Source organism: Flavobacterium sp., from assembly GCF_013823965.1.
GTDB lineage: Bacteria > Bacteroidota > Bacteroidia > Flavobacteriales > Flavobacteriaceae > Flavobacterium.
In genome coordinates, this window is record NZ_PNNA01000057.1 from 23,315 (window position 1) to 40,373 (window position 17,059).

A 17,059-nucleotide genomic window follows, 5' to 3' on the forward strand; every position below is an offset into this window, starting at 1 on the left:
AAACCTTAAGCAAAAAGGACTTCATTCGATAGCGAATGAAGCCCTTTTTGATTAAATAGAATATTTTTTATCGTTGTTGTCTTGCCACTTCTCCGTGATGAACAATATCCAATCCAAGTTCTTGTTCCACATCGGTCACGCGAACAGGAATAAATTTATTGATAATTTTGAACAACAGCACCGTGAAAAAGAAGGCATAACTGGTGGCAAACAAGATTGCGACACATTCTTTAAACAACAACATGCCGTCACCTCCAAAGAATAATCCGTTTGGAATGGCTGAATTAATCGTGCTATTGGCAAAGAAACCCAAACAAATGGTACCAATTATACCTCCCATTCCATGCACTCCCCACACGTCAAGCGCATCATCCCAACCTTTCTTTTCCTTGTATTTTACGGCGGCAAAACATCCGCAGGCAGCAATAATACCGATAATGGCTGCCGAATAAATATCAACATATCCCGCAGCAGGAGTAATTGTGGCCAAACCTGCAACAGCTCCCGTCATTAATCCAATGAATGTTGGCTTTTTATTGCCCGTATTCCACTCAATAAATAGCCAAGTAACCGCCGCAAATGAAGCTGCTGTATCCGTATTCAAAAAAGAAGAAACCGTAATGGAATTTACCGCCAATTCACTTCCGGCATTAAATCCGTACCAGCCAAACCAAAGCAAGGCCGTTCCAATGGCGACCAATGGAATATTGTTGGGTTCATGTGTATTTTGTCGTCTTCCCACAAAATAGACGGATGCCAATGCTGCAAAACCTGCCGTCGCATGCACGGTGATTCCTCCAGCAAAGTCAAAAACGCCCCATTGAGCAAGCAATCCCCCACCCCAAACCATGTGAACGAAAGGATAGTAAACAAATATTTGCCAAAAAATAAGAAACAAAACGTAAGATTTAAAACTCACACGATTGATAAATGCGCCGGTAATCAATGCCGGAGTGATTATGGCAAACATCATTTGGTAAGCAATAAAAATGTATTCCGGAAAGCGTTTATCAGGCGAATAAAGTGTGGAAGGCTTAATTCCATGGTAAAATGCTTTATCAAAATTCCCAATTATTCCAAAAAAGTCAGTACCTGAACTCAAGTTGCCACTGAAACAAACCGAATAACCAAAAGCAAACCAAAGTACCGTTCCTATTCCCATAGAAACAAAACTTTGCATCATAATGCTCAAAATATTTTTGTTGCATCCCAATCCTCCATAAAAAAAAGCGAGTCCAGGAGTCATCAACATCACTAAACTAGTGGCGAGAATCATAAAAGTGGTCAAACCTACATCTAACATAATCGTATTTTTAATTTTGTACAAAACTAAACAAATGGGGCAATATATATTTTACAAATTTTATAAATATTGTTACGTTTAATCATTAAAAGGTAGTATAACTCATTAAACGAATCAATTAAAACAAAAGACCCCTTAAAAATTAGGGGTATAAACTAAAAATTAATACTCAATTTCGAATTTATCATCAAAGTCATAAAATTGATTTAAAATGTGGATACATTATTATTTAATTCTCAATTTTCTACCTTTGTCATTCAGAAAAGTATCAAAATGAACATCAAACTCATCGCCATCGGCAAAACCGACAATAAAAATCTGCAATCGCTGATTGACGAATATCAAAAACGCTTGTCCTTTTACATCAAGTTCGATTTGGAAATTATTCCCGATATCAAGAATGTAAAAAACTTGTCGGAAAGTCAGCAAAAAGAAAAGGAAGGCGAACTGATTTTGGCGAAAATATCGCCTACCGACCAACTCATTTTATTGGACGAAAACGGAAAAACCTTCTCGAGTGTGGGTTTTTCGGAGGAATTGCAGAAGAAAATGAACTCGGGAGTAAAAACTTTAGTTTTTGTTATTGGTGGTCCTTATGGTTTTTCGGAAACGGTTTACACCAAAGCACAAGGCAAAATATCGCTTTCGCTAATGACTTTTTCCCACCAAATGGTGCGTTTGTTTTTTATTGAACAATTGTACCGCGGATTCACGATTTTAAGAAATGAACCGTATCATCATCAGTAAAAGTGGTTAGTGTTCAGTAGCAGTTTGCAGTCATTGTGAGAAATGAAGCAATCTTATTTCTAATAAACAAACTCTTCCTTATTTTCTATTTTTAAACTTTGGATGAAAATTTCATTTTGGATATAAGTTCCATAACTCATGTTTTCATCAAAACCGAATCTAATTATTTTATACTTATCTTTAAAACTAGTTAAAAAATGTTTTAATTCTTTGCGACTTCCTGGGAAACCATCTACATAAATTTTATTTTTTTTTGAAAAAAACACAATAAAACTGGACCTTGGTTTGTCCATTCTATAATATACTTTCGTGAAGGGCAGAAACGCCATATTCTTGCCAATAGAATCCGCATACGAATAATAATTTTCAGCCAACTCATTTTTATGGGCGACTTCGCTTCGCTTTTTTTCCTGCAATTTCATCACTTCGGGAATGACCAATCGCAAGGGCAATCGTTTGTCAATATTAAGAATCCAATTGGTAGTGATGATTGAATTTTTTCGGTTCACTTCCGCCAATGTATCTTTTCCATTGGTTCTAAAAAAAATATAAATTGGCGAATGGTCCACTACATTCGAAACGATGGTGACATTGGATTTTGGCAACAAAATATCTTCTTTGTTTCCGCAGGAAAGCAAAAGAAAAACTAAAATTAAAGAACAATATTTCATTATTTGGCATTGATTTTATTGAATAAAGTAACACATTCCATCGCCTCTTTGACATCGTGAACCCGAAGAATTTTGGCTCCTTTGGTCAAGGCAATCGTGTTCAAAACCGTGGTTCCGTTCAGGGCTTCATCGGCAGAAGAATTTAAGGTTTTATAAATCATTGATTTTCTCGAAACACCAGCCAACAATGGCAATTCCAGCATTTCGAACAATTCCATTTTTTGCAAAACTTCATAATTTTGTTCCAATGTTTTGGCAAAACCGAATCCCGGATCAACAATCAAATCATTGATACCCAAACTTCTGGCTAGGGCAATTCTTTCCGAAAAATAGAACAGGATTTCCTTGACGATATTGTCGTAATTGGTCATCGTTTGCATCGTTTGGGGCGTTCCTCGCATGTGCATCATAATATAAGGAACATTATATTTTGCAATGGTTTCCAGCATTTTATCATCGAGAATTCCCGCTGAAATGTCGTTGATGATATCCGCTCCATTTTCGATGCAGGCTTTGGCAACTTCGCTTCTAAAAGTGTCGATGGAAATTAGGGTTTCCGGAAAATGTTCCAAGATTAATTGGATAATTGGAACTATTCTTTGCAGCTCTTCTACTTCCGAAACAAACTCGGCACTTGGCTTACTGGAATAGGCGCCAATATCAATAAAAGTCGCACCATCATTCAACATTTTTTCGACCCGAGAAAGTATTTCACTGTCGTTTTTATACTTTCCTCCATCAAAAAAAGAGTTGGGCGTGACGTTCAAAATCCCCATAACTTTGGGAGTTGTCAAATCGATAAGTTGTCCTTTGCAGTTTATTGTCATTTTCTAAAATAAAAATCATTAATCATCATTCTTCCATCCAATAAATATTCCTTATTTTTGAAGAAATTTTAGACAAATATACAGCATTAAATGAATAATACTTCACAAGAATACGATACCGTAATTGCAATTTGCCGCTCGCTTTTTATCAATAAAATGAAAGATTATGGCAGTGCTTGGCGCATTTTGAGATTGCCATCCTTGACAGACCAGATTTTCATCAAAGCCCAAAGAATAAGAAGTTTGCAGGAAAACGAGGTTCGAAAAGTGGACGAAGACGAAACCGGCGAATTCATTGGAATCATCAATTATTCGATTATGGCGTTGATTCAATTGGAACTGGGCATTGTCGACCAACCCGATTTAAATGTGGAAGAAGCAACCATTTTATATGATGAAAAAGTTAAAATTACCAAAGATTTGATGGAAGCCAAAAACCACGATTACGGGGAAGCTTGGCGCGAAATGCGAGTGAGTTCCTTGACGGATTTGATCTTGCAAAAACTGCTTCGCGTGAAACAAATTGAAGACAATAAAGGAAAAACCTTGGTTTCTGAAGGCATCGATGCCAATTATCAGGACATGATTAATTACGCGGTTTTTGCTTTAATATTAATGAAGAAATAAATTAAAAACCTTAATCATAGTTTAAACTTTGACAACCGTTATTTTTTAAAACGCCATAACATCATGAAAAAAATTATCACGCAATTCTCCCGACTTTTCGTCGGAATTTTATTCATTATTTCGGGTTTGATTAAACTGAATGATCCCATCGGTTTTTCGTATAAACTGGACGAATATTTCAGTGAAGCAGTTTTCAACATGCCTTTTTTTGTACCTTACACATTGGCAATAGCCCTGTTTTTGGTCATACTTGAAGTGGTTTTGGGCGTTATGTTGCTCATCGGTTACAAATCAAAATTAACGATTTGGAGTTTATTGCTTTTGGTCATCCTCTTCACGTTTCTGACTTTTTACTCGGCTTATTTTGACGTGGTAAAAGACTGTGGATGCTTTGGCGATGCCTTACATTTGACACCTTGGCAATCTTTTTCGAAAGACATTATCCTGTTGTTTTTTATCTTGATTTTAATTTACAATCAAAAATTAATCAAGCCTTTGTTTTCGAATAAAATTCAAAATATTTTGGCGTTTGCCAGTTTTGTCTTGTGTGGTTTTATGGGATATTGGGTTATCAATCATTTGCCGTTGAAAGACTTTAGACCTTATAAAGTGGGAACAAACATAAAAAAGACGATGGAAATTCCAGACAATGCACCAAAAAGCGTTGTTGAAATGGTTTTTATCTATAAAGTTAACGGCATTGACAAGGAATTTACCGAAAAAGATTTGATGTCACTTCCTGAAGGAGCCACATTTGTTGACCGAAAAGACAAGGTTATCGTGCAAGGTTACCTTCCCCCCATTCACGATTTCAAACTCGAATTGGATGGTCAAGACAACACCCAATTAATATTGTCCAAAGAAAAAACACTGCTGATTACGGCTTATGATTTGGAAAAAGCAAATCCAGCTGCGATGCAAAAACTGGATGAATTGTATAAAAAAGCAACTGCAAAGGGCTTTTATGTAGCAATGGTAACCGGCTCATCAAATGAAGTAATTGCCAATGCAAAAAAGAAATATGGAATCACCTTTGACATCCTTTTTTGTGATGCAATCGCCATAAAAACAATAGAAAGAGCCAATCCAAGCTTTGTTCTTTTGCACTATGGAACTGTCACTCAAAAAGTGCATTACAACGACATTGATGATTTAAACTTATAATCCGCCTATTTTTATGAGTAGTAGAAAAGAAAGAAAGAAAAAAAAGTTGCTACTAATTATAATTAGTTGTTTTGTCTTTGGGATAGGATATTACATTCTCAATGAAGTTTCAACGTGGTATGAAGTTCCTTTGGGAGTTACATTTCATGTCATTTTGGGATGCACCTTAATGGCCGTGTCAGGAATTTATGTCGTTTATACCATCAAAAAAGTGTTTTTCACCAAGCGAAGCAAAAGAACCAGGCACACTTATTTAGATGATAATTTAAAGAATACCAAATCAGAATAAAAAAACAAATTTTACACTACAAAAACATATTTTAATGAAAAAAATAATCCTATTATTCGTTACTTTTGCAATCGCTTCTTGTACAAATGCACAAAAAACAACATTTTCAAAAGTAGCCTTGAAAGAAACATTATTGGCAACCGATGGAAGCCAAGTCGCTTTTAAAGACATTCTAAAAAAATACAAAGGCAAAACCCTGGTAATCGAAGTCTGGGCATCTTGGTGTGGAGATTGTGTAAAAGCAATGCCAAAAGTAAAAGAGCTACAAGCCAATAATCCTGATGTTGCCTACTTGTTCATCTCGATGGACAAAACAGCCGATAAATGGAAAATCGGAATCGAAAAACACGAAATCAAAGGCAACCATTTTATGGCCAATGACCAGATGAAAGGCGTTTTTGGAAAAGCATTGGATGTAGACTGGATTCCAAGGTACATCATCGTGGACAAAACAGGAAAAATTGTGCTATACAGAGCCATTGAAACCGACTTTGAAAAGATAAATGCCACATTAAACGATTTAAAAATTAGTTGTCAATTTAAAGGACAACAGCAACCATAATAAAAAATAAAATAATAAAACACAACAAAAATGAGAAAGAAGATTGTAGCAGGGAACTGGAAAATGCACAAAAACGCAGCACAAACTGAAGATTTATTAAACGAATTAATAGCAAAAATACCTGCTGAAACTAATGCACAAGTAATTGTGGCACCAACATTTGTCAACTTGGCTTCAGCAGTTAACCAATTAAAATCCACGGCCATCAATGTGTCAGCACAAAACATGCACCAAGCCGAAAGTGGCGCTTACACTGGTGAAATATCTGCTGATATGTTGAAAAGCATTGGTATAAACACCGTAATCCTTGGACACTCGGAACGTAGAGCGATTTTTCACGAAACGGATGCCTTGATTGCCAGCAAAGTGAATACCGCATTGCAACACGACATGACTGTTATTTTTTGCTTTGGAGAAGAATTGAAAGACCGTCAATCCAAAAATCATTTCAACATCGTTGAAAACCAGTTGAAAGATGGTTTATTCCATTTAGAAGGCAAAGACTGGGAAAAAGTTGTATTGGCATACGAGCCTGTTTGGGCCATCGGAACAGGTGAAACTGCCAGTCCGGAACAAGCACAAGAAATGCACGAATTCATCAGGGAAACTGTTCGCAAAGCTTTTGGTAGCGATGTTGCCGAAGATGTTTCCATCCTTTACGGTGGTAGCGTGAAACCAGACAATGCCAAAGAAATTTTCTCTAAACCAGATGTTGACGGTGGTCTTATCGGTGGAGCGGCACTTAATGCCAACGATTTTTTGGCAATCGTGACTGCTATTTAAGAAATAAACTTACATTTTTACAAATCCCCAATTATGAAAATAGTTGGGGATTTTTTTGCCCAAAAAACAACTTCATTTTCATCGCTTTTACTGTTTTCGAAAAGAACAGAAAACACTATAAAACAAACATTTAATAATTATAAATTACTAAAATAACGACCGTTTTAATTTCTATAAAGCCAACTTTTCCGTAACTTTACGTATCGGCTTTTCCAAGCAGAAACACCTACTATCTCTTCCTTAAGCCATCTATTTAAATTCTATAAATATGGCAACCTCAAAACACATTCAGTTTTTGAACCAAATCTGTATTTCGGATATTGGCAAAGTGGGCGGAAAAAATGCCTCCCTTGGCGAAATGTACAATGAATTGAATCCAATGGGCATCAACATTCCCAATGGTTTTGCCGTTACGGCCGATGGTTATCGAATGTTCTGCAAAGCAAACCATCTCGAAAAAATCCTCGATGATTTATTACTTTCGTTGGACACAAAAGAATATTCCAATCTTTCCTCCATTGGAAAAGAAGCAAGAAATCTGGTCTTGTCTGCAACCATTCCCGAAGAAATAAAGTCCGAAATCAGTCTGGCCTACCAAGAACTTTGCAGGCAATGCCATATCAACAATCTCGACGTTGCCGTTCGCAGCAGCGCCACTTCCGAAGATTTGCCGGCGGCAAGTTTTGCGGGAAGAATGGAATCCTTCTTGAACATCAGTGGAGAAATGCAACTACTCGATGCGGTCCACCGTTGCTATGCTTCACTGTTTACGGATCGCGCCATCAAATACCGCCAAGATATGGGATTTACAGGAATGGACATTGCCATTTCAGTTGGTGTGCAACAAATGGTTCGCAGCGACAAGGCCTCATCCGGTGTGGCTTTTACCATCGACCCCGATAGTGGATTCAAAAATGCAATCGTTGTCAACGGCACTTTTGGATTGGGCGAAAACATTGTACAAGGAAGGATTACTCCCGATGAATGGATGGTTTTTAAACCCACACTTTTTAATAAAAAACGCAACCCAATCCTGAAAAGTCACTGTGGCAAAAAGGAATTTACGATGATTTATTCCGAAAAGGCAGAAAATGCATCGGCAGAAAAAACTACAATAAATATTGACACACCATTGACAGAACGAAACAAATTTTCGTTGAACCCAAATGAAGTAATAAAATTGGCGCAATGGTGCCAAAAAATCGAAGACCATTACAAAAAAGCAATGGACATCGAATGGGCAAAAGACGGATTGAACAACCAACTCTACATCGTTCAAGCACGTCCGGAAACCATCCACGGAAAAGAACGAAAACAAACCATTGAAATCTATTCCCTCAAAGAAAAAAGCACCCTTTTGACAAGCGGAATCGCTCTCGGCAACAAAATCATTTCCGGCAAAGCGCGCATCCTGAACAATCCGCAAGAAGGCCATTTATTACAGCAAGGAGAAATTCTGGTAACGGATGTCACCAACCCCGATTGGGATCCTATTCTAAAAAAAGCGGCAGCTATCATCACCAACAAAGGCGGAAGAACCAGCCATTCGGCAATTGTCGCGCGTGAACTAGGAACTATTACCGTCGTGGGATGCGGCAATGCGACTTCTGCCATAAAAAATGGACAGGAAATCACTGTTTCTTGTGCCGAAGGCAAAGATGGAAACATATACAAAGGTTTACTCAAATGGACTATAAAAGAACAAGATTTCAGCCATCTGGTTTTACCAAAAACGAATCCAATGTTCATTCTTGCCGATCCGGAAAGAGCTTTTGATTTAAGTTTTTATCCCAACAAAGGCGTGGGATTGATGCGAATGGAATTTGCCATTTCCAACACCATCAAAATCCATCCGAATGCCTTATGCGAACCCGAAAAAGTAAAAGATGAAACGACAATTTCGGCAATCAAGGAATTGACGAAAGACAATCCTGACGGCAAAATTTATTTCATCAACAAACTGGCTGAAGCAGTTGCAACAGTGGCCGCGGCTTTTTATCCAAAAGATGTCATTGTGCGGATGAGCGATTTCAAAAGCAACGAATATGCCAACTTGATTGGTGGAAAATATTTCGAACCCGAGGAAGAAAACCCAATGATTGGTTTCCGTGGGGCTTCCCGTTATTACAGTGATTTTTATCGAAAAGGTTTTGCATTGGAATGCGAAGCAATGAAAAAAGTGCGCAACGAAATGGGATTGCACAACGTGAAACTGATGATTCCTTTTTGCAGAACTGTCGAAGAAGGAAAAAAAGTAATTGCAGAAATGGCCAACAACGGATTAATTCAAGGTGAAAACGAATTGGAAATCTACGTGATGGTAGAAATCCCCAGCAACGTATTATTGGCCGACCAATTTGCCCAACTTTTCGACGGATTTTCCATAGGTTCCAATGACTTGACACAACTTACGCTTGGCTTGGACCGTGATTCAGCCTTGGTCAGCTTTTTATTCAGCGAGCAAAATCCTGCAGTGAAATCTTTAATACGAGAAACCATTCACGCTGCCAAACGCAACAACATAAAAGTGGGATTGTGCGGTCAAGCACCAAGCGACATTCCCGAATTTGCCCAGTTCTTGGTAGAGGAAGGCATCGACAGCATTTCATTTAATCCAGATGCTTTGATACAAGGAATCGAAAATATTTTGGTCGCCGAAAAGAAAAAATACAGTTCGAATATAATTTAATACAATAGCATCATGGAAAATACATTCAAAAACAAAGTAGTTCTTGTCACAGGAGGTTCCTCAGGAATTGGTAGAGCCACTGCGCTGGCATTCGCCAGAAAAGGAGCCAAAATAGTAATTGCCGATTGGGTAGAAAATCTGGAAACTATGGACATAATTGAAAATTTGGGAGGTGAAGCCATTTTTGTAAAATGTGACGTTTCCAACAGTGTCGATGTAAAAGCACTTATCGAAAAAATCATTGCCACTTTCGGTCGATTGGATTTTGCTTTTAACAATGCCGGAATCGAAGGAACATCAGCTCCAACACAAGATTGTTCCGAAGAAAATTGGGACAAAACCATTGGTATCAACCTAAAAGGGATTTGGCTTTGCATGAAATATGAAATCCCTGTCATGCTCAAAAAAGGGAAAGGCGTCATCGTCAATTGCTCTTCTGTTGCCGGATTAGTAGGATTTCAAGGCTCACCGGCTTATGTAGCTTCTAAACATGGAGTGATTGGTCTCACGAAAACCGCTGCCTTGGAAAATGCCAAACTCGGGATTAGGATAAATGCAGTTTGTCCGGGAATCATAAAAACTCCCATGATAGATCGTGCAACTGGAAACAAAAAAGAAGTAGAAACGCAATTAATGAGTATGGAACCTATTGGACGATTTGGACTGGCTGAAGAAATAGCCAATGCGGTAATTTGGCTTTGCTCAGACGAAGCTTCTTTTGTAACCGGAATCGAAATGCCTGTCGATGGTGGTTTTGTAGTCCAATAAAAGCTTTCTTTTTGAATAAAACTAGATGAACTGGCATTTACTCCCACTTTCCGAAATCACACAACTAATCAATACAAGTCCAGCAGGCATAGACACTGTTACTGCAACGGAACGATTGTGCGAATACGGAAAAAACGAGATTGAGGACAAAAAAAAGAAAACCATTTGGCATATAATGCTACATCAATTAACCGATTTTATGATTCTCATTCTAATCGCGATAGCCATTATATCGGGTTTTTTGGGAGATTTGACAGATACCTTTATCATTCTTGCCATAATCATCATCAATGCCATTGTGGGTTTTATTCAAGAATATCGCTCTGAAAAAGCGATGGAAGCCCTGAAAAATATGGCTCCCAGTTGTGCAAGAGTCATAAGGGAAGGCCATACATTAGAAATTGCCGCTACCGCGATAGTTCCTGGAGATGTCGTGTTGCTTGAAGCCGGAAATATTATTCCAGCCGATGTGCGGTTTTTTGAAACCCACCAAATGAAAGTGGATGAATCAGCCTTGACTGGAGAATCGCAGAATGTCGAAAAAAATAGCCACACGCTCCCGAAAGGCGATTATTCTCTTGGCGACCGAATCAATATGGGATTCAAAGGAACCCACGTTACCAATGGACGCGGGATTGCTTATGTCATGGCAACCGGAATGAACACTGAACTGGGGCTTATCGCCAAAATGATCCAAACCGATGAAAAAATAACTCCATTGCAAAAAAGATTAGATGCTTTTGGTAAACGCTTATCCTTTTTTGTACTCCTAATTTGTGCCATTATTTTTGTATTTGGATGGTGGCGTGGCGAGAATGCGCTGACGATGTTACTCACTTCCATTTCGTTGGCCGTTGCTGCCTTGCCCGAAGCTTTACCGGCATTGGTAACCATTGCGTTAGCTTTTGGTGCCAAACGATTAGCAAAAAACAAAGCGCTAATTCGTAAACTGCCAGCGGTTGAAACACTTGGCTCCGTCACCTATATCTGTTCCGATAAAACAGGAACGCTCACCTTGAATAAAATGACCGTACAGGAAACTTATGAAATTCCATACACAAATTCCATCTCTTCACCTCTCCAAAACAACTTCCTGCTCGAAGCAATGGCTTTGAATAACGATGTTTCTATAAACAAAAAGGGAAAATGGTTGGGCGATTCCACGGAAGTGGCTTTGACTCAATTTGCTTTCGACAAAAACAAGGAAAGAACAATTTTAGAAAAAAAACTTCCAAGAGTTGCCGAATTGCCGTTTGATTCCACTCGAAAATGCATGACAACTTTTCATCAAACCGAAAAAGGAATCATTGCCATTACCAAAGGTGCCGTGGAATTATTATTGGAAAAATTGATAGAAAACCAAAAATCACTCCTTCCCGAATTAGAATCCAAAGCCAATGCGATGGCCGAGAAAGGCTATCGCGTGATTGGCTATGCGATAAAAGAAATGGAAACTTTGCCTGAATTAGAAAATGTAGCCATAATAGAATCGGGATTGACCTTAATAGGTTTTGTGGGAATTATAGACCCACCAAGAGAAGAAGCAAAACAAGCCGTCACCGAATGCAAACAAGCTGGAACAATTCCCGTCATGATTACAGGCGACCACAAACTCACTGCAATTGCCATTGCAAAACAACTGGGGATAATTACCACCCACGAAGATTTAGTATTGGATGGTCCAGAACTTGCCGCATTATCAGGACATGAATTTGACAATATTGTCGAAAAAGTTCGCGTATATGCTCGCGTAAATCCAGAACAAAAATTAAAAATTGTCAATGCCTTGCATGATAAAGGCCAAATTGTTGCCATGACTGGCGATGGTGTAAACGATGCGCCGGCACTCAAGAATGCAGATATTGGCATCGCGATGGGAATCAATGGCACCGAAGTTTCCAAAGAGGCGTCTCACTTGATTTTGTTGGACGACAATTTTGCCACCATCGTTGTTGCCGTCAAACATGGACGAAAAGTATTTGACAATATTTTGAAATTCATCAAGTACATCATGACTGGAAACTCAGGTGAAATTTGGGCTATTTTCCTGGCTCCATTTTTTATGTTGCCCATTCCCCTATTGGCCATCCATATTCTTTGGATCAATCTCGTTACCGATGGTTTGCCAGGACTGGCGCTTGCTTCAGAACCTGCCGAGGCGAACATCATGAAAAGGCCTCCAAGAAATCCGAAGGAAAATATTTTTTCGAACGGAATGGGAAGACATATTTTATGGGTGGGTTTTTTAATGGGAATAACGACGTTAGGCATTCAATATTGGGCACTAAACAGTCAAAATTTTCATTGGCAAACGATGGCTTTCACGGTTTTGTGTTTCAGCCAAATGGGTCATGTAATGGCGATTCGTTCTGAAAGAGAATCGCTTTTTACCATTGGAGTATTTTCAAACAAGCCACTTTTAGGCGCTTTATTCCTTACCGTCATACTTCAACTAATACTCATTTATTCCTCTTTTTTTAATACTATTTTCAAAACTCAACCTCTTTCAATTTATGAATTGGCAATAACTTTTATTGTTTCAAGTGTTGTGTTTTGGGCTGTCGAAATTGAAAAATGGATAATCCGCTCAAGAAGCAAAAATTCTTCCCAAAAATTAGGTTGACACCATCAAGGCAATTGTGTCTTGTACAGCATTTTCTATAAATCCTTATTTTGTCTTTCAAAAGAGGTTGTTGAAACAAAAGTAAAAGCCTTATAATTCTGATAAATAATATTTTATCACTAACTTTATGGGCAAGTTGCGCTTAAAATTTCTTATTTTTTTGGAACGATTAGAACTATTACCATTAAAATTCAAACAAATGAAAGGATCATTCAAACTCGGAAACATTTCGGGAATCGGTCTATTTATTCATTGGACCTTTTCGCTGCTAATTCTATTCATTGTTTATGTCAATTACAAATCGGGGCAAAATTTGACACAAATTTTATGGTCCATCCTCTTTATTTTGTGCATTTTCAGTACTGTTTTAATACACGAACTGGGACACGCCTTGACTGCAAAAAAATTTGGCATAAAAACCAAGGACATCACACTTTTGCCCATTGGCGGATTGGCACGATTAGAAAGATTACCCGAAAAACCTTCTGAAGAATTAGCGGTTGCGTTTGCAGGACCTTTTGTAAATATCGTCTTGGCTTTCATAACCAGTTTGTTCATCACTTTACCCAATACTCCGGAAGAAATGATCGGCCAATTGGAAAATGGAGTCAACGCCTATAATTTCTTCCTGAATTTCTATTTGGTAAATATTGTATTGGCAATTTTCAATCTAATTCCAGCTTTTCCGATGGATGGCGGAAGAGTACTTCGAGCGTTGTTGTCGTATAAATTAGAAAGACATTATGCCACGAAAATTGCGGCACGAATTGGGCAAGTATTGGCACTGGGATTTATTTTTTTAGGTTTTTTTTCCAATCCTATTTTGATATTTATTGGATTATTTGTCTTTATGGGCGCTCAAATCGAATCCGAATATACCGAGACAAAATACATGCTCAAAGGGTATAAAGTTCGAGATGTGCTGATGAAACAATACCCAACCATCGACTACAACGAAACGCTGGAAACGGCAGTAAAATTGATGCTTGACAGTCAAAACAAACATTTCTTGGTGACTAAAAACGACATCCCGATAGGGACATTGAATCGCGAACAAATCATAGAAGCGCTGTCTAAAAAAGAGGAAGAAACGGAGTTGTCTTCCATTATTGACAAGGATTTAATCATGCTTCAAGCTGATTCTCTTTTAGAAGATGTGTTTGAATTAGTTTACAAAAACAAATCCACTTTAATGCTTGTCATAGAAAACAACCAACTCATTGGTACCTTGGACACGGAAAATCTTTTGGAGTTTATTTTAATTAAAGAGGTTAAAGCAAAAAAAGCCCATGCTGAATAATGACACTGCCATTTCCACAACAAAATTTATAGAACTGGTCCATAGCGGCGAAGATTATTTCACCCGATTGGAACGCATTATTTTGGCATCCAAATCCGAAATTCATATCCAAACGTATATTTTCGATTACGACACTGTTGGCAAAAAAATTATTGATTTACTTAAAGAAGCCGCTAGCCGAAATGTCAAAATATACATTTTACTCGACGGTTTCGGCTCGTTTTCATTCCCCAAAGAAATTCTGGATGAACTGCCACAAAACGGAATCAACATTCGTCTTTTCGCCCCTTTATTCTCGGCAAGTTCCTTTTATCTCGGCAGAAGATTGCATCACAAAGTAGTAGTTTCCGATTCAAAAACCGTATTGATTGGCGGAATCAACATAGCCGACAAATATTATGGAACCCCAAAAACGCCCGCTTGGCTTGACTATGCCATTCAAATACAAGATGCAAAAATAGGTGCATCGCTAGCTAAATTATGCTCGGATATTTATTTCAAAAAAAGACGCGTGAGCAGAAAAAAAATAGCATCTGTCGTAAATTATAATGAAGAAATTACGATTAGTGTTCTTCAAAATGATTGGCTGAAAAGGAAAAACGAAATCTATAAAGCCTACATAAAATCTATTGGAGAAGCCCAAAAAGAAATAGTTATCGTGGGAAGTTATTTTCTTCCCGGCAGAAAATTAGTTGCCACGCTGAAAAAAGCATCCCTGAATAACGTGAAAATTAAATTGATTCTATCCGGCATATCCGATATTCCAATGGCAAGACGCGCCAGTTGCCATTTATACAACAAATTACTGAGATACAACATCGAATTGTACGAATGGAAATCATCCATTTTACATGGAAAAACTGCCGTTGTGGACAATAATTGGACAACAATTGGTTCTTTTAACCTGAATAATTTGAGCTCTTTTGGAAGCATCGAAATGAATGTGGAAATCCAGTCTGCCGAATTTTCCAATAATTATCTCACGCACCTCAACCAAATTATGGGCCAGTGCGAAAAAATAACACCCAAATCCCTTGAATTAACAGATGGGTTGCCCACAAAACTCTTCAACTGGGTTTCTTATTGGATTACAAGAATAATCGAAATTATCATCACTTATCTGCCCCACAAACGATTTAGAAGATTCTACTAGCCCTAAAATAATTATGATTTCCATAACACTATTAGGAGCAAAAAAATCGTAAATTTAGGAGTGTATTAAACAACTCAAAATACTGATTATAAATACATTAAATACTTAAAAAAGGAAATTAAAACCTTTTGAAATGGAGTCAAATAAAAACAAAGTAAAAGAAGAATGGATCAAAAAGGATTTGAAGAATAAAACTCCAAAAATGGACAAAAAAACCATTTTTGTACCCCGCAAAACGGAGTTAAACTTCTAATTTTTCCTGAAAATTTCATCGACAGTGGTCGATGAGGAGTCGTGAGTCACTACTCTGTAATGGAATGCTTTTTCAAGCAACTGTGTTTAAAAGGATCTCCGCAGAGCTCCGAACCTTTTAAACCCGTGTTCTTAACTGGAGTGGGAATTTTATTTCCCGCTCCATTAATGATTTTGAAAGCCATGGATTTTACAAAATACAAAGTCGATTTTACAGCCGAAGCTTCGAAAAAAGGATTGTCTAAAAATAATGTCCAACGCTGTTTGAATTACGCTGAAGCATTGATTTCAAAAGGCATTGCGGTAATTTATAATCCTTCGCATCTTTCTGCCCTTTTGGGTTATAAAATAGAATACCTCAAAAAAGCGGCCTTACATCCCTCCTATTTCTATCGTGATTTTGAAATTGCCAAAAAAAACGGCAAGAAAAGAGCCATCTCGGAACCACTTCCGAGTTTGAAGGAAATCCAGGTCTGGATTCTCAAAGACATTCTCGAAAAAGTTCCCGTGAGTCCATTTGCCAAAGCTTACAAACCCAAAACCAGTCTTACGGAAAACCTGAAATTTCATAGAAACCAACCCAAAGTATTCACGCTAGATTTGGAGAATTTTTTCCCATCGATAAAAATAGATTTGGTCGAAAAAGTTTTTCTCGAATTAGGTTATTCGAAAATGGTGGCGAATTTATTGGCGAAACTTTGCACTCGCGATAACGCTCTACCACAAGGTGCACCAACGAGTCCGTATCTTTCCAACCTTATTTTCAAGGAAGCCGATGCCATTATTGCCGATTATTGCAAACAACAAAAAATAAGGTACACCCGTTATGCCGATGATTTGAGTTTTTCCGGTGATTTTGACGAAAATAAACTCTTCGAGAAAGTAACCAACGTTGTCGAAAAACTGGATCTTCGCATCAATAAAAGCAAAACAAGATTGATGACGCCTGACAAACGACAATCCGTTACGGGAATAGTGGTCAACAACAAGCCACAAGTCGCCTTCAAAAAACGCAACGCATTGCGACAAGCGATGTACTACATCAAGAAATTTGGTATAGACGAACACCGAGTGTACAAAGAAATCAAACAGGCCAATTATCTGGAACATTTGTTGGGAAAAATAAATTTCATTTTACAAATAAACCCCAAAGACACTGAATTTATGGAATACAAAACATTGCTTTTTGACTTAAAAAAGAAAGAGGACTTAAAAATTAGAAAACCGTTACCGTTGTTGGTATAAAAAATTCAAGAAAGCCCAATTAGAGTTTTTTTTTTCATAACTACTTGTAATTAAAT

Annotated in this window: 15 protein-coding genes; 12 read left to right on the plus strand and 3 right to left on the minus strand. The window is 37.8% G+C overall.

Going from position 1 to position 17,059, the window contains the following annotated elements; genetic code table 11:
* Window positions 1–67 precede the first annotated feature (67 nt).
* On the minus strand, window positions 68–1,303 hold the full coding sequence (locus tag C0430_RS06690; protein WP_290867077.1) for an ammonium transporter: 1,236 nt from the start codon (window positions 1,301–1,303) through the stop codon (window positions 68–70).
* 273 nt (window positions 1,304–1,576) lie between these two features.
* On the opposite strand from C0430_RS06690, the gene rlmH reads away from it, so the two are divergent.
* Entirely contained in the window at window positions 1,577–2,050 is a 474-nt protein-coding gene (rlmH, locus tag C0430_RS06695; RefSeq protein WP_290867080.1) for a 23S rRNA (pseudouridine(1915)-N(3))-methyltransferase RlmH, read from the plus strand.
* Window positions 2,051–2,109: 59 nt separating this feature from the next.
* On the opposite strand, the gene C0430_RS06700 is transcribed toward rlmH, so the two are convergent.
* Both C0430_RS06700 and folP read right to left on the minus strand, forming a co-directional pair.
* A complete protein-coding gene (locus tag C0430_RS06700) occupies window positions 2,110–2,721 on the minus strand; it encodes a hypothetical protein (protein WP_290867083.1) in 612 nt (203 codons plus the stop codon).
* Window positions 2,721–3,548, minus strand: coding sequence for a dihydropteroate synthase (gene folP, locus C0430_RS06705; RefSeq protein WP_290867086.1), 828 nt, complete (start codon window positions 3,546–3,548; stop codon window positions 2,721–2,723). Before folP ends, C0430_RS06700 begins: the two co-directional genes overlap by 1 nt.
* A 90-nt stretch (window positions 3,549–3,638) precedes the next feature.
* Here folP and C0430_RS06710 point away from each other — a divergent pair, with 90 nt between their 5' ends.
* From C0430_RS06710 to C0430_RS06760, 11 genes are all read left to right on the plus strand, one after another.
* A complete protein-coding gene (locus C0430_RS06710) occupies window positions 3,639–4,175 on the plus strand; it encodes a DUF1599 domain-containing protein (protein WP_290867089.1) in 537 nt (178 codons plus the stop codon).
* A gap of 63 nt (window positions 4,176–4,238) precedes the next feature.
* Window positions 4,239–5,339 carry a BT_3928 family protein gene (locus tag C0430_RS06715; protein ID WP_290867092.1) on the plus strand — a complete coding sequence of 367 codons (1,101 nt, stop codon included), beginning with the start codon at window positions 4,239–4,241 and terminating at the stop codon, window positions 5,337–5,339.
* Window positions 5,340–5,352: 13 nt separating this feature from the next.
* Complete coding sequence (locus tag C0430_RS06720; RefSeq protein ID WP_290867095.1) at window positions 5,353–5,628, plus strand: hypothetical protein; 276 nt, start codon at window positions 5,353–5,355, stop codon at window positions 5,626–5,628.
* Window positions 5,629–5,662: 34 nt separating this feature from the next.
* The gene (locus C0430_RS06725; protein ID WP_290867098.1) at window positions 5,663–6,190 is read left to right on the plus strand and encodes a TlpA disulfide reductase family protein; all 528 of its coding nucleotides are present in this window, start codon (window positions 5,663–5,665) and stop codon (window positions 6,188–6,190) included.
* A 30-nt stretch (window positions 6,191–6,220) separates the two neighbouring features.
* Window positions 6,221–6,973: a triose-phosphate isomerase gene (gene tpiA, locus C0430_RS06730; RefSeq protein ID WP_290867101.1), complete on the plus strand. Its 753-nt coding sequence runs from the start codon at window positions 6,221–6,223 to the stop codon at window positions 6,971–6,973.
* 268 nt (window positions 6,974–7,241) lie between these two features.
* On the plus strand, window positions 7,242–9,662 hold the full coding sequence (gene ppsA, locus C0430_RS06735) for a phosphoenolpyruvate synthase (RefSeq protein ID WP_290867104.1): 2,421 nt from the start codon (window positions 7,242–7,244) through the stop codon (window positions 9,660–9,662).
* A 12-nt stretch (window positions 9,663–9,674) separates the two neighbouring features.
* The gene (locus C0430_RS06740) at window positions 9,675–10,430 is read left to right on the plus strand and encodes an SDR family oxidoreductase (RefSeq protein WP_290867108.1); all 756 of its coding nucleotides are present in this window, start codon (window positions 9,675–9,677) and stop codon (window positions 10,428–10,430) included.
* A gap of 25 nt (window positions 10,431–10,455) precedes the next feature.
* Window positions 10,456–13,053: a cation-translocating P-type ATPase gene (locus tag C0430_RS06745; protein WP_290867111.1), complete on the plus strand. Its 2,598-nt coding sequence runs from the start codon at window positions 10,456–10,458 to the stop codon at window positions 13,051–13,053.
* A gap of 199 nt (window positions 13,054–13,252) precedes the next feature.
* A complete protein-coding gene (locus tag C0430_RS06750) occupies window positions 13,253–14,353 on the plus strand; it encodes a site-2 protease family protein (protein ID WP_290867113.1) in 1,101 nt (366 codons plus the stop codon).
* Window positions 14,343–15,506 (plus strand): phospholipase D-like domain-containing protein, encoded by a 1,164-nt coding sequence (locus C0430_RS06755; protein WP_290867116.1) that lies wholly within the window; start codon window positions 14,343–14,345, stop codon window positions 15,504–15,506. Before C0430_RS06750 ends, C0430_RS06755 begins: the two co-directional genes overlap by 11 nt.
* Window positions 15,507–15,884: 378 nt before the next feature.
* Complete coding sequence (locus C0430_RS06760; RefSeq protein ID WP_290867120.1) at window positions 15,885–17,003, plus strand: retron St85 family RNA-directed DNA polymerase; 1,119 nt, start codon at window positions 15,885–15,887, stop codon at window positions 17,001–17,003.
* Window positions 17,004–17,059 lie beyond the last annotated feature (56 nt).

What these genes read in the sequence shown, in the direction of transcription:
- C0430_RS06690 (WP_290867077.1), bottom strand. Translation starts at nt 1,303, where the DNA reads ATGTTAGATGTAGGTTTGACCACTTTTATGATTCTCGCCACTAGTTTA.
- rlmH (WP_290867080.1), top strand. Translation starts at nt 1,577, where the DNA reads ATGAACATCAAACTCATCGCCATCGGCAAAACCGACAATAAAAATCTG.
- C0430_RS06700 (WP_290867083.1), bottom strand. Translation starts at nt 2,721, where the DNA reads ATGAAATATTGTTCTTTAATTTTAGTTTTTCTTTTGCTTTCCTGCGGA.
- folP (WP_290867086.1), bottom strand. Translation starts at nt 3,548, where the DNA reads ATGACAATAAACTGCAAAGGACAACTTATCGATTTGACAACTCCCAAA.
- C0430_RS06710 (WP_290867089.1), top strand. Translation starts at nt 3,639, where the DNA reads ATGAATAATACTTCACAAGAATACGATACCGTAATTGCAATTTGCCGC.
- C0430_RS06715 (WP_290867092.1), top strand. Translation starts at nt 4,239, where the DNA reads ATGAAAAAAATTATCACGCAATTCTCCCGACTTTTCGTCGGAATTTTA.
- C0430_RS06720 (WP_290867095.1), top strand. Translation starts at nt 5,353, where the DNA reads ATGAGTAGTAGAAAAGAAAGAAAGAAAAAAAAGTTGCTACTAATTATA.
- C0430_RS06725 (WP_290867098.1), top strand. Translation starts at nt 5,663, where the DNA reads ATGAAAAAAATAATCCTATTATTCGTTACTTTTGCAATCGCTTCTTGT.
- tpiA (WP_290867101.1), top strand. Translation starts at nt 6,221, where the DNA reads ATGAGAAAGAAGATTGTAGCAGGGAACTGGAAAATGCACAAAAACGCA.
- ppsA (WP_290867104.1), top strand. Translation starts at nt 7,242, where the DNA reads ATGGCAACCTCAAAACACATTCAGTTTTTGAACCAAATCTGTATTTCG.
- C0430_RS06740 (WP_290867108.1), top strand. Translation starts at nt 9,675, where the DNA reads ATGGAAAATACATTCAAAAACAAAGTAGTTCTTGTCACAGGAGGTTCC.
- C0430_RS06745 (WP_290867111.1), top strand. Translation starts at nt 10,456, where the DNA reads ATGAACTGGCATTTACTCCCACTTTCCGAAATCACACAACTAATCAAT.
- C0430_RS06750 (WP_290867113.1), top strand. Translation starts at nt 13,253, where the DNA reads ATGAAAGGATCATTCAAACTCGGAAACATTTCGGGAATCGGTCTATTT.
- C0430_RS06755 (WP_290867116.1), top strand. Translation starts at nt 14,343, where the DNA reads ATGCTGAATAATGACACTGCCATTTCCACAACAAAATTTATAGAACTG.